The 12,926-nt window shown below is 64.1% G+C and carries 15 protein-coding genes; 6 read left to right on the top strand and 9 right to left on the bottom strand.

Features of this window, described 5'->3' with window-relative positions; genetic code table 11:
* Positions 1 to 8 precede the first annotated feature (8 nt).
* Positions 9 to 1,616, bottom strand: coding sequence for an ABC transporter substrate-binding protein (locus AC25Z0_RS11215; protein ID WP_488133268.1), 1,608 nt, complete (start codon positions 1,614 to 1,616; stop codon positions 9 to 11).
* Between the two features lie 167 nt (positions 1,617 to 1,783).
* Between AC25Z0_RS11215 and AC25Z0_RS11210 the strand changes: the two genes are divergently transcribed.
* Positions 1,784 to 2,467, top strand: a complete 684-nt coding sequence (locus AC25Z0_RS11210; RefSeq protein ID WP_488119733.1) for a FadR/GntR family transcriptional regulator — start codon at positions 1,784 to 1,786, stop codon at positions 2,465 to 2,467.
* Here the strand turns inward: AC25Z0_RS11210 and AC25Z0_RS11205 are convergent.
* The 5 genes from AC25Z0_RS11205 to tatA all read right to left on the bottom strand — a co-directional run bounded on the left by AC25Z0_RS11205 (position 2,464) and on the right by tatA (position 5,582).
* Positions 2,464 to 3,432, bottom strand: a complete 969-nt coding sequence (locus AC25Z0_RS11205; RefSeq protein ID WP_488119732.1) for an acetylxylan esterase — start codon at positions 3,430 to 3,432, stop codon at positions 2,464 to 2,466. The two genes, AC25Z0_RS11210 and AC25Z0_RS11205, sit on opposite strands and share 4 nt — an antisense overlap.
* 41 nt (positions 3,433 to 3,473) lie before the next feature.
* The gene (locus AC25Z0_RS11200) at positions 3,474 to 4,076 is read right to left on the bottom strand and encodes a fumarylacetoacetate hydrolase family protein (RefSeq protein ID WP_488119731.1); all 603 of its coding nucleotides are present in this window, start codon (positions 4,074 to 4,076) and stop codon (positions 3,474 to 3,476) included.
* Positions 4,077 to 4,171: 95 nt separating this feature from the next.
* Positions 4,172 to 4,492, bottom strand: a complete 321-nt coding sequence (locus AC25Z0_RS11195) for a twin-arginine translocase TatA/TatE family subunit (RefSeq protein ID WP_488133267.1) — start codon at positions 4,490 to 4,492, stop codon at positions 4,172 to 4,174.
* Positions 4,493 to 4,535: 43 nt separating this feature from the next.
* Positions 4,536 to 5,294, bottom strand: a complete 759-nt coding sequence (gene tatC, locus AC25Z0_RS11190; protein ID WP_488133629.1) for a twin-arginine translocase subunit TatC — start codon at positions 5,292 to 5,294, stop codon at positions 4,536 to 4,538.
* Between the two features lie 48 nt (positions 5,295 to 5,342).
* Positions 5,343 to 5,582, bottom strand: coding sequence for a Sec-independent protein translocase subunit TatA (gene tatA / locus AC25Z0_RS11185; protein WP_488119729.1), 240 nt, complete (start codon positions 5,580 to 5,582; stop codon positions 5,343 to 5,345).
* 239 nt (positions 5,583 to 5,821) lie between these two features.
* Here tatA and nhaA point away from each other — a divergent pair, with 239 nt between their 5' ends.
* Positions 5,822 to 7,720, top strand: coding sequence for a Na+/H+ antiporter NhaA (nhaA, locus tag AC25Z0_RS11180; RefSeq protein ID WP_488133266.1), 1,899 nt, complete (start codon positions 5,822 to 5,824; stop codon positions 7,718 to 7,720).
* Here the strand turns inward: nhaA and AC25Z0_RS11175 are convergent.
* The gene (locus AC25Z0_RS11175) at positions 7,717 to 8,688 is read right to left on the bottom strand and encodes an SDR family NAD(P)-dependent oxidoreductase (protein WP_488133265.1); all 972 of its coding nucleotides are present in this window, start codon (positions 8,686 to 8,688) and stop codon (positions 7,717 to 7,719) included. The genes nhaA and AC25Z0_RS11175 overlap by 4 nt on opposite strands.
* Positions 8,689 to 8,781: 93 nt before the next feature.
* Between AC25Z0_RS11175 and AC25Z0_RS11170 the strand changes: the two genes are divergently transcribed.
* A complete protein-coding gene (locus tag AC25Z0_RS11170) occupies positions 8,782 to 9,132 on the top strand; it encodes an ArsR/SmtB family transcription factor (protein WP_488119726.1) in 351 nt (116 codons plus the stop codon).
* A gap of 25 nt (positions 9,133 to 9,157) precedes the next feature.
* Positions 9,158 to 10,237: a cation diffusion facilitator family transporter gene (locus AC25Z0_RS11165; protein ID WP_488133264.1), complete on the top strand. Its 1,080-nt coding sequence runs from the start codon at positions 9,158 to 9,160 to the stop codon at positions 10,235 to 10,237.
* Between the two features lie 9 nt (positions 10,238 to 10,246).
* Here AC25Z0_RS11165 and AC25Z0_RS11160 read toward each other — a convergent pair whose 3' ends face one another.
* On the bottom strand, positions 10,247 to 10,603 hold the full coding sequence (locus AC25Z0_RS11160; protein WP_488133263.1) for an MmcQ/YjbR family DNA-binding protein: 357 nt from the start codon (positions 10,601 to 10,603) through the stop codon (positions 10,247 to 10,249).
* A 60-nt stretch (positions 10,604 to 10,663) separates the two neighbouring features.
* On the opposite strand from AC25Z0_RS11160, the gene AC25Z0_RS11155 reads away from it, so the two are divergent.
* Complete coding sequence (locus tag AC25Z0_RS11155; protein ID WP_488133262.1) at positions 10,664 to 11,359, top strand: hypothetical protein; 696 nt, start codon at positions 10,664 to 10,666, stop codon at positions 11,357 to 11,359.
* A gap of 26 nt (positions 11,360 to 11,385) precedes the next feature.
* On the opposite strand, the gene AC25Z0_RS11150 is transcribed toward AC25Z0_RS11155, so the two are convergent.
* The gene (locus AC25Z0_RS11150; protein ID WP_488119722.1) at positions 11,386 to 12,120 is read right to left on the bottom strand and encodes a VOC family protein; all 735 of its coding nucleotides are present in this window, start codon (positions 12,118 to 12,120) and stop codon (positions 11,386 to 11,388) included.
* Between the two features lie 176 nt (positions 12,121 to 12,296).
* Between AC25Z0_RS11150 and AC25Z0_RS11145 the strand changes: the two genes are divergently transcribed.
* A complete protein-coding gene (locus tag AC25Z0_RS11145) occupies positions 12,297 to 12,908 on the top strand; it encodes a TetR/AcrR family transcriptional regulator (protein ID WP_488119721.1) in 612 nt (203 codons plus the stop codon).
* The last annotated feature ends 18 nt before the right edge of the window (positions 12,909 to 12,926 follow it).

Below are 12,926 nucleotides of genomic sequence, written 5' to 3'. Positions count from 1 at the left end.
TTGGATTACTACGCCGTGCGTGCGACGTCGAGGAAGGACAGACCGGTGAACGACACCGGCGAGAAGCCGGAGACGGCGTCCTCGTTCCAGGCGGTCGGCAGCTTCCTGTGCACGAGCGGGTAGACAGGGCACTCCTCAGCGATGAGGTTGAATGCCTTGCCCCACAGCTTCTTCTGCTCGTCGGCGTCAGAGGTGGCCATCGCGTCATCGAGGTAACCGGTCAGCGTCTTGAACTCAGCTGATTCGGCCCAGCGGTAACGCTTGGACGGCCAGACCGTCGCAGCGCCGTACCACCAGCGCAGCAGCAGGTCAGCGTCGTTGCCGAACACCGACGGGTCGCCGGGAGCGACCATGACGGTGTAGTTGCCCTCGTCAACGATCTTGTACTGCGCGCCAGACTGGTTGCTGTCGATCGTGGTCGCAATGCCGGCGGCGTCAAGGTCTTCCTTGATCAGCGGCAGAACGTCCTTCACCCAGCTGGTGTCGGTCGCCAGCAGGGTGATCGACAGGCCGTCGACGCCGGCAGCGGCCAGCAGCTTCTTGGCCTTGGCCAGGTCGTACGTGTAGGTCGTCTTGGCCTTCTGGTACGACGGGTGCTCCTTCTGCAGGTAGCTGGTGGCCGCGGTGGCCTGGCCAAGCATGCCCGTGTTGATGAGCTTGTCGTAGTCGATCGCGTAGCGGAACGCCTGGCGAACGCGCTTGTCGTCGAACGGGGCCACAGAGGTGTTGAACATCATGAACAGCTGACCGAACGACTGCACTGACTCAACCTTGACGTCCTTCGACAGCGAGGCGACGTCGATGTACGGCACGTCTTCGATGGCCTGCACACGACCGGACTGCACGGCGGTGACGCGAGCAGCGGCATCCGAGAGCAGGTTCCAGGTCATTGCCGCGGCCAGTGCCGGGCGTGAGCCGGTGTAGTCGTCGAAGCGCTCGAACGTGATCTTGTCGTCCTTGACGGCCGACAGCATCTTGTACGGGCCTGTACCGGTCGGCAGGGAGTCGAAGGCGACCTTGTCGGCTTCGACCAGTGCCTTGGGTACGACCTTGACGACGGAGATGCGCTCGAGGGCCAGGGCGGTCTCCTGCTTGAGCGTGATCTCGACCGTGGTCTCGTCGACCTTGGAGATCGACTCGATGAACGGCAGGAAGGTCAGGTACAGCGATGCGTTTGCCGGGTCGAGCACGCGCTGGAAGGAGAAGACGACGTCGTCTGCCGTTACCGGAGTGCCATCGTGGAAGACCGCGCCGTCGCGCAACGTTGCGGTGACGGTCTTTCCCTTGACGGTCGGAAGCTCGCCGGCCAGTGCCGCGTAAACCTCACGCGTGACGGGGTCGAGTTCGACGAGGCCTTCGAGTACGTGCCAGTTGGCGGCCACGGCAACAGCGCCGGTGGTCGTCATCGGGTCAAAGCCGGTGGAAAGCGCGTAGGAGATACCCGCCTCAATGGTGCCGTTCTTGTCAATGCTGGTGCCGGCGTCGCTGGGCGCTGCAACGCTGTTCGTCGACGCTGGGCCACTGCAGGCGGCAAGAGTTGCCACCAAACCCATGGCGCCTGCGGCCTGAAGGAAGACGCGACGGCTAGTCTTCCCCTGAAGTGCTTCTTGGAGCATCGGATTGCCTCTCGTTAAGATTCGGAAAGCTAAATCGGACGTCAGACGTCCTACGTGCTAAATTGAAAGCTATACATACTCGAGTGAAAGGTCAAGCGGGGGTTGCCACTATGAACATCTCGAAAACAGGAGTTTTCACCTCCGAAACATCCCGGAAACGCAGCTCCGTGACCGACCAGATAAAAGACTTCATTCTGACCAAGGGTCTGAAGTCCGGCGACCTGATGCCGACAGAGGCAGAAATCTGCGCTGAACTGGGCGTAAGCCGATCGAGCGTCCGCGAGGCCATCCGGACTCTTGCCGCACTCGACATCGTGGAAGTGAAGCACGGCTACGGAACCTATGTCGGGCAGCTCTCACTCGCTCCCCTCGTCGAAGGACTCGTCTTTCGCGGCGTACTCCGTCCACAGGACGACTTCGCTGCCCTCCGTGAGGTCATCGAGGTGCGAGAGGCTCTCGACCTCGTCATGGCACCCCAGATCATCGCGGCACTGCACGGCAACTCCGACGAGGTCCTGAAGGACCTCGTGTCGACGATGGTGACCAAATCTGAGACTGGCACCAGCTTCGCCGAAGAAGACCTGGCCTTCCACACCCGCCTGCTCGATTACCTCGACAACACCCTGGTCGGACAGCTTGTGACGGCATTCTGGGAGATCAACACCGTGCTCTACCCAAAGCTCGGCATCGCGCCGGCGGCGGACATCGATGACACGGCACGCGCTCATGGCGCCATGCTCGACGCTGCGATTGCCGGCGACCTCGACGCCTACAAAGAGGCTGTCGTCGCTCACTACCAGCCGCTCCGCCGATCCCTGGAAAAAGTGGCGCGGCAAAGCGCCGGCAGCTAGCCCGCTGCGATTTCCCGACGCGCGACGTCGAGCACCAGCTGCAGGTCGTCGACCCCGCCGCCTTCATGGCCGTTGAAGGCCCAGACCGCAATCTCCTTCTGGCCCGCGTAGGCGTTGTAGGCGCCGAACACGGTTGAGGGTGGGCAGATCGGGTCCATCAGCGCCGCCGAGAGCGTCACGGGCGCCGTGGCGCGGGTGATGAAATTGACCCCGTCGAAGTACGACAGGGTGTCAAGCACGGCATCCGTCCTGTCCCTGTACCAGGACAGGTAGTTGGCGATCTCCTTGTACGGGTCCCTGTCGGTGATCATGATCGCGCGCGGGAAGTCGCAGAGAAATGGCACCAGCGCCGCGACCGCGCGGAGGCCTGGCACGAGCCCGCCGACAGCAAGCGCGAGTCCACCGCCCTGGCTGATACCGGTGACCATGGTGCGTGCCGCGTCGGTGAACGCCAGCTCTGCGACGGCGTCGACCAGACGCACTGCATCCACGATCAGGCGCCGGTAATAGTAGGTCTCCCGCGACTCGATTCCGCGGGTGAGGAACCCGGGAACCTGCGGCCCTGAGCCCGCCAGGTCTGGGGTGCTCCCCCGCGATCCGCTCCACGCCTGGCCGCGGGTGTCGAGCTCAACGTGGGCGTATCCAGCGGATGCCCAGAGCAGGTTCTCAATCGCGTCACCTCTGCCGCGGCCGTAGCCGTGGAATTGCACGATGGTGGGGATGGCATCCGTTGTGCCGGCCGGCACCCGGAGCCATGCCTTGATCCGCTCACCCTCGTAGCCAGAGAACGTGAGGTCGTAGACGTCGAGTGTCGCAAGGCCTGCGTCAACGCGGGTCAGCTCGATGTCGAGCGGGAAGCGCCTCGACGAGGCAAGAGTCTCCGCCCAGAACGCGTCGAAGTCAGACGGATCAACCTGCGCGCTGCGGTAGTCGCGCAGCTCGGATTCCGGCAGATCTAACAGCATGGCAGTGCCCTTTCGTACGTCGGTGAGTGCGGAGCGAGCGCCTAGCGAACCGTGTTGCGCAACGTGCCGATCTCGGGGATCGTGATGGCGACCGTGTCGCCAGACGTAACGACGGCTGCCGTGTTCGGCGAGCCGGTCATGACAACGTCGCCGGGCTCCAGCGTCATCCAGCGGGTGACGTACACGAGGGTCTCGACGACCCTCGACGGCAGGTTGAAGGTGCCGGAGCTGGCGACGATCTCCCCGTTGACCTCGACGATGATCTCGACGTTCTCAGGGTCGGCGATCTCTGTCTCGATCCAGGAGCCGAGCGGGGTGTAGTTGATGCCCGACTTGCTCTCGAAGTTCTTGTTGTCGATCGCGTTGCGGTCGCCGCTCGTGACGTCGTTCACGATCGTGTAGCCGAGCACGTGCTCCAGCGCGTTGTCGACGGTGAGGCGCGACGCCGTTGTCCCGATGACGACGGCCAGTTCGCCCTCGACCACCACGGTGCCGGCATCGGGCTGCAGCACGATCTCATCACCGTCGGCCCCGACGGTGCGCACCGACTTGAGCCAGGCCTGGATGGGAAGAGTGGCATCCGGGTCAGCGTTGTGGCCGATTCCGACGACGAGGCCAGGGGTGGTGGTGCGTGCGATCTTCACGAGAATGGGCCTTTCGGAACAGGGCGGTGCCCGTCGATGACGAGGTCGACAGCGAGGTCGAGAGCGAGGTCGACACGAGGACGTATGACGTCATACTACTGCACGTCTGTGACCCGAGAGGCGACGGATGCCTGAGACCTGGTCACCCGCGGTGTCGGCTGCTCGTCATCCAGCAAGGCGTCGCGAATGATGCGCCGCGGGTCGTACTGGGCCGGGTTCAGCTTCTTCCAGTCGACCTCGTCGAACTCAGGGCCCATCTCATCCCGCAGGCGCTCCTTGGCGCCACTGGCCATCTCCTTCGCCTTGCGGACGAAGCGTCCGAGCATGGCCGCGTAGTGCGGGATCCGCTCTGGACCGATCAGGAAGGCCGCGATGATCACGATGAGGATGACCTTCTCGAACGTCAATCCGAACATGGCAGTACCGCACCTTTCTTTGGCAGGCCGGTCTCTGTTGCAGTCACAGGATGCCGGCCAGTTCTGCGTCGATCCGCTCGGAGATCTTCCGCACGCGCCTGTCGTGGATCCATGCAATGAAGGCGGCGACGAAGTACAGGCAGATCATCGGGACAGCGAGCATGAACATCGACATCACGTCAGCGGCGGGAGTGGCGATGGCCGTGAAGATGATCACGACGAGGATCGCGATGCGCCAGGAACTGAGGATCGATTTCGCACTCAGTACCCCGGCGAAGTTCAGCAGCACCAGGAACACCGGCAACACAAAGGCGATACCAATGGCGACCACGAGCTTCAGCACGAAGTCGTAGTACCCCTTCGCGCTGATGATCGCGGCGGAGTCCGACGGTGCGAATGAGGTCAGCAGTGCGACCATATTGGGCAGTACGAACCAGCCGGCGGCACACCCAGCCAGGAACAGCGGTACCGCGGAGGCCACGAAGGCGATCGCGAACTGCTTCTCCCTGCGCTTCAGACCCGGCACGAAGAATGCCCAGATTTGGTAGAGCCAGATCGGTGACGAGATGACGATGCCGACGGTGATCGCGATCTGCATGCGCAGGTCGAATGCTTCAGAGATCGTGGTGAAGTTCAGCTCAGAGGTGCGGCCCTGGGCCTCAGCGATCCGCCCAATCGGCACGCGGAGCGCCTCAAGCACGAACTCGGAGGCCATCCACCCCACGACGGCGCCCAGCACGATTCCAATGGCGGCCCGTACGAGCCGCTTCCGAAACTCGATGAGATGGCTTCCGAGCGACATCTTCTTGTCGCGGTCAGCCTTCTCACGCGTCAGGGTGGCCACAGTGGGTTAGGACTGCGTGGTGGTTACGTGTGACGACACGACGGATGCCGGCGCGACGGGTGCCGGCACGACGGGCTCAGCGGCATCCGCTGCGTCGTCGTCCTTCAGCGTCTTCACTTCGCTCTTGAAGATGCGCATCGACTGGCCGACGCTGCGGGCGAGGCCGGGGAGCTTGGGTGCGCCGAACAAAAGCAGGACAATCGCCAGGATGATGACCATGTGCCATCCGGTGAGGTTTCCAAGCATGATGCGCCTCTCGTACATAGTGACTAGGGAATCGCTGTGTTCAGCTTCTGACGTTATGCGGGTGATGGTATAACGTCTGACGTCATACGCTACTGGAAATCGGCACGTTTGCAAGAGGCAGACCGGGAATGGCCTCCCCACTCCCCATTCCGCGCGTCATCTGCAATCCTCGATCAAGCGAGAATGCTGAACGGCGCCGGACGTTGACCGGTCAGATGGCAAGCGAGGGAGACATACACGTGAGTACGCCGGCTGTGACCGAAGGGCGCCAACCGCCGCGCTTTCCGCGCCTCAGGCGCATCCTTCCGTCGCGCACCGGCATCGCCAACAGCGAGAAGACCGCCGCGGCCCTGCTCCTGCTCTTCACCGTCATCGCCGTCGTGTGGGCGAATTCGGCCTGGGCTGAGACCTACCAGCAGTTCTGGAGCGCGCCGATCGACCTGCGCGTGGGAGACGTCAGCGTCGCACTCACCTTTCGCGGGCTCGTCAATGACGCGTTGATGGCGTTCTTCTTCTTCACCGTCGGACTCGAGGTGAAGCATGAGTTTGTCGTCGGCGAGCTGACCGACCGGTCGCGCGCGCTTGTCCCCGTGGTTGCAGCCATCGCAGGACTGCTCGTGCCTGCCGGCATCTTTCTGCTCATCAATCCACAGGGGGCGAATGCTCACGCCTGGGGCGTCGTCATCTCCACCGACACCGCGTTCCTCGTTGGCGCGCTGGCGATTGTCGGCCCGAAGTTCCCGGCCAGACTGCGCGTGTTCCTGCTCACGCTCGCTGTCGTCGACGACATCGGTGCCCTCAGCGCCATCGCGATCTTCTACACGGATGACCTTCGGCTCGTGCCGCTGATCGTGGCGCTCGGCCTGCTGGTGCTCATCGCGCTGGTGCGGTATCTGCCCGCTGGCGGCAGCGGACCGGCGTACACGATCCTCGCTGTCGCGCTGTGGTTCGCCCTCTACGCGGCGCACGTCCATCCAACGCTGGCCGGTGTGGCCGTCGCCCTGCTCATCCCGGTCTTCCCTCCCAGGCGCGGGGCCGTCGAACGTTCGCTGGAGCTTGCGACGGCCTTCCGGCAGTCACCGAACCCGGCTTACGCGCAGGCGGCGACGCGCAGCCTCCGCGATTCGCTTTCGATCAATGACAGGCTGCAGGCGGACTACGCGCCGTACGTCACGTTCCTGGTGCTCCCGATCTTCGCCCTCGCCAACGCCGGGGTGCGGCTCGACGGCCCAACCCTCGCCGCCGCGCTCACCTCTCCGCTGAGTTGGGGCATCGTTGCCGGGCTCGTGGTCGGCAAGTTCATCGGCATCGCCGGCGCCACAGCCGGCCTCCGCGCACTCGGGCTCGGGCAGCTGGCGCCCGGCCTGAACCTCGGTCGCATCGCTGGTGGCGCTGCCCTCTCCGGCATCGGATTCACCATCGCCCTCTTCATCGTCGACATTGCGATCGACGATCCGGAGCTGCAGGATGAGGCCCGCGTTGGTGTGCTCGCGGCATCCGTCATCGCGTTCTTCCTCGGGTGGGCGCTGTTTCGCATCGTCGATCATGTCCGCCCGCCCATGGCGATCGGCGGCACCCTGGCTCGCCCCGTCGACCCGGCCAGGGATCACATTCGTGGTCCAGCGGATGCCCCGCTCACCCTCGTGGAATACGGCGACTTCGAGTGCCCGTTCTGCAGCAGGGCAACCGGAACCATCGATGAGGTGCGTGCGCACTTCGGCGCGGAGCTGCGCTACGTGTGGCGCCACCTGCCGCTTGAACGGGTGCACCCGCACGCGACGGAATCGGCCAGGGCCAGCGAGGCTGCGGCCCTGCACGGCAAGTTCTTCGAACTGGCTCCCGTGTTGTTTGCGAACCAGGACGACCTCGAGTTCGATGACCTCGTGCGCCATGCCGCCGACGTCGGACTCGACGTCGACACGTTCATCGATGACATGCGGTCGGCACGGGTGATCAATCGCGTGCAGGACGACGTGCTGGATGCCGAGGTCATGGACCTGCACTCGACGCCAACCTTCTTCATCGGCGAGACACGTCACCACGGGCCATACGACGCTCCGGCGCTGATCAAGGCGCTCACCGAGTTGCGTGAGAATGACGGCAGCGGCGCTGGCGCCAGCACCGGCACGAGCGTCTAAGCGAACGCATTCACTCCGGTGAGTTGTGCCGCGTACTCCCAGAGCCTGGCCGCGTCATCCGTGTCAATGGCGTGGGCGTTGACGCCGGCGACCCTGGCGTCCGGACTTCCGGTCACCGTCAGCTCTGCAATGTCGCAGTCTTCGCAATAGACGCCGCCCATCCCGGCGAGCATCGGTGCGGTGGCGGCCCAGACAGAGGTCGCCGCTCCCTGCTCCGGTGATTTGAACCGTTCATTCACCGTGCCGTCTTCTGTCATCCAGCCGGCCGCGACCATCTCTTCGCGCGGCAGGTGACGCTGGAGCTCTGTCATGATCCCGCCAGGGTGCACGGCGAAGGCACGCACCCCGAACTCGGCGCCGAGCGCGTCAAGCTGCACGGCGAGCAGGCTGTCTGCGGTCTTCGCCTGGCCATAAGCGAGCCATTTGTCATAGCCCGTGGTGAACTGCGGGTCATCGAAGCGGATGCCGGACAGCTTGTGACCCGTCGACGACAGCGACACCACCCGGGCACCGGTCCCCGCGGCGAGCGCCGGCCACAGCAGGTTTGTGAGCACGTAGTGCCCAAGGAAGTTGATGGCGAACTGCGATTCCCAGCCATCCCCTACCCGCGCCTGGGGAGACGCCATAATCGCTGCATTGTTGATCAGGATGTCGAGGCTTGTGCCAGTGGCGAGGAACCGCTCCGCGAAGGCGCGCACCCCATCAAGGTCAGCGAGGTCGAGCTCATCGACGGCGACCTCAGTCAATCCGCGGGCGTCGAGGGCAGCCCTGGCCACCTCGGGGCGGCGGGCAGGCACGATGACGGTGGCGCGGGCATCCGTCAGCGCAGCGACGGTCTCGAGTCCCAAACCGGAGTAGCCGCCGGTGACGATTGCCACTTTGCCAGCGAGATCGATGCCGTCGAGCACCTCACTCGCCGTGCTGTGCGCGTCAAACCCGGACCGGATACGGTGCTGCGGAGTGTTCATTGAGCGAGTGTAATCCCAGGGGATCACACATCGCCCTAATCCGGACAGCACCGTATCCGGACAGCAGTGTGCCCCGTGTGCAATAATCTGCGTATGAATGCAGATACGCAGGCTGCGGATGTTCTCATCGACAATGAATACGTCGATCTGGCCGTCGACGTGTTCGCCATGCTTGCCGATGCCACCCGGGTTCGGCTCATCCTGGCCCTCCGCGACGACGAGATGTCGGTCAACAACCTGGCAGACATCATCGGCAAGTCACCGGCTGCCGTCTCCCAGCACCTGGCGAAGATGCGGCTGGCCCGCATCGTGACCACGCGCCAGGAGGGCACCCGCGTCTTCTACCGGCTGGCCAACGAGCACGTCAGCCAGCTCGTGGCCGATGCCATCTTCCAGGCAGAGCACTCACTGGGCGGCATCCCCCGCCACCATCACCCCGCATAGTCCTCTCAAGAGACGGATGCCGACCATGAGCACTGCACCGCACACGCATGGACACGACGGCGAACACGAGCACTCGACACATCAGCACGAGCACGAGCACGAGCACGAGCACGAGCACGAGCACGAGACACACCAGCACACTCACCCCGCCGGCATCCGCGGCTTCTTCCACGGCCTGTTCGTACCGCACAGCCACGACGCGGCAGACTCGATCGACGACGCCATGGAGTCAAGCAGTCGCGGCATCCGCGCCGTCAAGGTCAGCCTGCTCGCGCTTGGCGTCACCGCGATCCTGCAGCTGCTCATCTTCGCGGCCAGTGGCTCCGTCGCCCTCCTGGCCGACACCATCCACAATTTCTCCGACGCCCTCACCGCTATCCCCCTGTGGATCGCCTTTGTGCTCGGCAGGCGCGCGGCCTCGCGCCGCTACACCTACGGCTTCGGCCGCGCAGAAGATCTCGCCGGCCTGTTCATCGTGGCGATGATCGCCTTCTCCGCCGTGCTGGCCGGCTACGAATCCATCGTGCGCCTGTTCAACCCGCAGCCGCTCACGAATCTCGGCTGGGTGCTGGCCGCCGGAGTGATCGGGTTCGCAGGCAACGAGCTCGTCGCGATCTACCGCATCCGGGTTGGCCGCCAGATCAAGTCGGCGGCGCTGGTCGCCGATGGCATGCACGCCAGAGCGGATGGCTTCACCTCGCTGGCCGTCGTCATCGGCGTCATCGGCGTGTGGCTCGGTTTCCCGCTCGCAGACCCGATCATCGGCCTGGTGATCACCGCGGCGATCGTCGTCCTGCTGTGGGGCACAGCCCGTGACATCGGGCGACGCCTGCTCGATGGCGTCGATCCAGCCCTCGTGGATCGCGCAGAGGCGACCCTGCTCACGGTGCCGGGTGTCGCGGGAGTCAACGCTGTTCGCCTGCGCTGGAGCGGCCATCGCCTCCATCTCGCTGCCACCGTCACGACCGATAGCGCTCTCTCCGTCACCGATTTCCACGCCATCGAACATGCAGCGGCCGACGCGCTGCGTCCGACCCTGTCTGGCCTCGACTCTGTCGTGCTGAACCCCGTGCCTGTCGGGCATCCGGCCAGCGCGACGAGTTAGCAGGCCGAACTAGCCCTGCAGCCCGAGCCGAATACTCCGCGGCAGGGCGGCAACGATGATGGCGTGCGACTCTGCGATCAGCTCACGCACGTGATCGTCTGGCACAGAGCCGTCGAGCCGCACGGTCACCCAGTGCTTCTTGTTCATGTGGTAGCCAGGTTCGATCCCGTCGACGCTCAGAATGAGCCGCGGCACGTTCTCCGGCAGCGCCTTGAGGGTGATGGTTCGGTGCTCTGCCCCCGGGCTGTCGATCGAGAAGACCTTGCCGGCCACCTTGAACACGCGCGCGTCTGGGCCGAACGGATACGTCTCTTCTGCACCGTTGAGGTCGAGCAGAAAGGCGGTGAGCTGGTCGGCCGTCAACATGGCGCTCCTTTCGCTACACTCGTCGCTCCACTCAGCGGGGAGCCAGTACCAATACCCCTCATGCTATTCCGAGGCGCCGACACCGCCGCACGGCTGGTCGCGCGCGAGCCGTGGCCTGTTCGGGATAGGGTGCTTGAGGCCACCCGTGCAGCATCCGCTCTGCCGTTTGCCTGGCCGCGATCAACGGAAGCGAGTTTCATGTCGGGCATCCCCACCACCCGCGAAGCCGTTCGCGCTGTCTGGGACAACGACCGCCTCCGCTTTGACGGCGTCACCGAGAGCGCAACCGCCGGTATCGTGCTCACCCACCTCACCCTCGCGGCACTCAACGTGCTCAACTATCGCAAGCTCGCCTGGCGAGCGGATGCCATCCATCTCGTCTCCAACGACCACGCCGATTTCCTGCGCTACCAGACCTCAAACGACCACGCCGCCGACGTCGCGCTGCTGCTCTCCCAGACGCTGTCCGCCCATGCGGTGAACGGAATCGAACTCGAGTCGATCACGGGCGACTGCCCGCCGTGGAATTCGCTGCGCATCCTGATTCTCGCCACCGACGTCGATGCCACCATCAATCGCCTCGACCTCGACCCGGAGGGCGAGTGCAAGGTGTCGTGGCATGGCCCGTTCGACAGTGCCAGATTCAGTGAGATCGCGACAGGGTTCGCCGTACTCGTCACCCATCTCGTCGCGAACGTCTTCGACGACGATGATGGCAAGGAGACGTTCGAGGAGTCGTTCGACTGGGTCGTTTAGACACTGGGCCGTCTAGACCTCGGCCCCTACGGCGCGGTGTGGTCGATGTCGTACTGGTTGATGAGGCCTCGCACGATGGCATCCCAACTGGAGCCGAAGAGCAGCGGGTCGTCATCGTCTGGGGTATGACCGTTGTACACCGGAAGGTGGCTTTCGCCCATCGCGCTCTCCAGCCTGACGGTGCCATAGATGAGCCCGGATTCGTCGGTAATCTGCCACTCACCTCTGGCACTCTGCTCTACCGTGAACACGCGCCCTTTGTGTTCGATTCGTGTGCGATCCGGTAACCGCATTTCAGGGATGTCCGCGGTGTCATGGCGCTCCGTTGCTCCGTCATCCATCGCCATTACATTCGTCCCGTCGGACAGCACAGACGAGATGATCCCAAAAATGTTCCCGTCAGGGTCGAGCAGGTAGCCGACGCGGCCGACTCCCTGCATGTCTTCCGGCGGGAGCGCTTCACGCGCGCCGAGGCTGAGTCCGCGCGCGAACGTCGCGTCAACGTCGTCGACTCCCACGACGACGTTGCAGCCATTCACCGGAGCACCGATCTCTGGCCTTGGGCCGCTGCGCTGCGTGAGGCCGCCGTTGATGCCGGTGCCTGGCGCGTTCATTGCGATTGAGCCTTCACCGGTGTCGATCGACCAGTACGACATATCGCCGAACTGGCTGAACGTCCACGCCAGGAGTTCCGAATAGAAGTCAATGAGCACAGTCGGCTCAGATGCATGAATCTCAAAATGCACGACGAGGTTCGACATGATTCCTCCTTGCAGACGATGCGCTCAGGGTACGCCTCGACCCTTCGCTCGACCACCCGTTCCCCGCCCGCGACCACATCGGCGCGCAGTTACCTCGCGTCGACATCAATTTTACAATCGTCAAACAAGGTCGTATTGTTGACGTTTGCAAACTAAACCCATCGTGGAAGGCATCCGTGTCACGACTCACCGACCCGCGGTCACTGAGGTCGCGCGCTGCGCTCCTGGCCGTTGGCGCGCTGCTGCTCGACGAACCGCAGGCCGACCAATTGTCCGTGACTGAGGTGGCATCGCGAGCAGGGGTGAGTCGCCCGACGTTCTACCAGCATTTCAGCGACGTCCCCGCGCTCATTGCCGCGGCCGTGGTCGCCGAACTCGAATCATTCTTTGCTCGCAGCGACATCGAATTGCACGACCTGAACGGCATCGATTTCCTGGCCGGCACGAATCAGATGCTGCTCGAACGGCTGTACATACGGCGCGACGTGATCAAGCGTGCCATCCAAGGCTCTGGTAGCTATGCCGTCATCTCCGCCGCTGTGGGCTACATCTCGACGCGCATGAGAGACCACATTCTCGGCTCGCATGTTTCTGCCACGACGGATGGCAACCCAGACGATCGGATCACGGCGATCGCCGCAGGAGCGACCTGGCTCGTACTGCAATGGCTTGAATCCGACTTCACAGCCCAGAACTCCCCAGACGCATTCGCGAAGCGGTTGACCACGCTCACGCTCGCCCTGTCCGGCACTCCGCCGGCACCGGCGCCCCGCTCATCGCGCAACTGACACGGCGGCCGACGGCCG

This window comes from Leifsonia sp. Y862 (assembly GCF_057669585.1).
Note: the sequence above shows the minus strand (reverse complement) of the source record. Positions and strands in the feature narration are given on the sequence as shown.

Excerpts from the sequence above, each read along its gene's own strand:
- AC25Z0_RS11215 (WP_488133268.1), bottom strand. The coding sequence starts at position 1,616 with ATGCTCCAAGAAGCACTTCAGGGGAAGACTAGCCGTCGCGTCTTCCTT.
- AC25Z0_RS11205 (WP_488119732.1), bottom strand. The coding sequence starts at position 3,432 with ATGCTGTTAGATCTGCCGGAATCCGAGCTGCGCGACTACCGCAGCGCG.
- AC25Z0_RS11195 (WP_488133267.1), bottom strand. The coding sequence starts at position 4,492 with ATGTTCGGATTGACGTTCGAGAAGGTCATCCTCATCGTGATCATCGCG.
- tatC (WP_488133629.1), bottom strand. The coding sequence starts at position 5,294 with ATGTCGCTCGGAAGCCATCTCATCGAGTTTCGGAAGCGGCTCGTACGG.
- tatA (WP_488119729.1), bottom strand. The coding sequence starts at position 5,582 with ATGCTTGGAAACCTCACCGGATGGCACATGGTCATCATCCTGGCGATT.
- AC25Z0_RS11175 (WP_488133265.1), bottom strand. The coding sequence starts at position 8,688 with ATGAACACTCCGCAGCACCGTATCCGGTCCGGGTTTGACGCGCACAGC.
- AC25Z0_RS11170 (WP_488119726.1), top strand. The coding sequence starts at position 8,782 with ATGAATGCAGATACGCAGGCTGCGGATGTTCTCATCGACAATGAATAC.
- AC25Z0_RS11165 (WP_488133264.1), top strand. The coding sequence starts at position 9,158 with ATGAGCACTGCACCGCACACGCATGGACACGACGGCGAACACGAGCAC.
- AC25Z0_RS11160 (WP_488133263.1), bottom strand. The coding sequence starts at position 10,603 with ATGTTGACGGCCGACCAGCTCACCGCCTTTCTGCTCGACCTCAACGGT.
- AC25Z0_RS11155 (WP_488133262.1), top strand. The coding sequence starts at position 10,664 with ATGCTATTCCGAGGCGCCGACACCGCCGCACGGCTGGTCGCGCGCGAG.
- AC25Z0_RS11150 (WP_488119722.1), bottom strand. The coding sequence starts at position 12,120 with ATGTCGAACCTCGTCGTGCATTTTGAGATTCATGCATCTGAGCCGACT.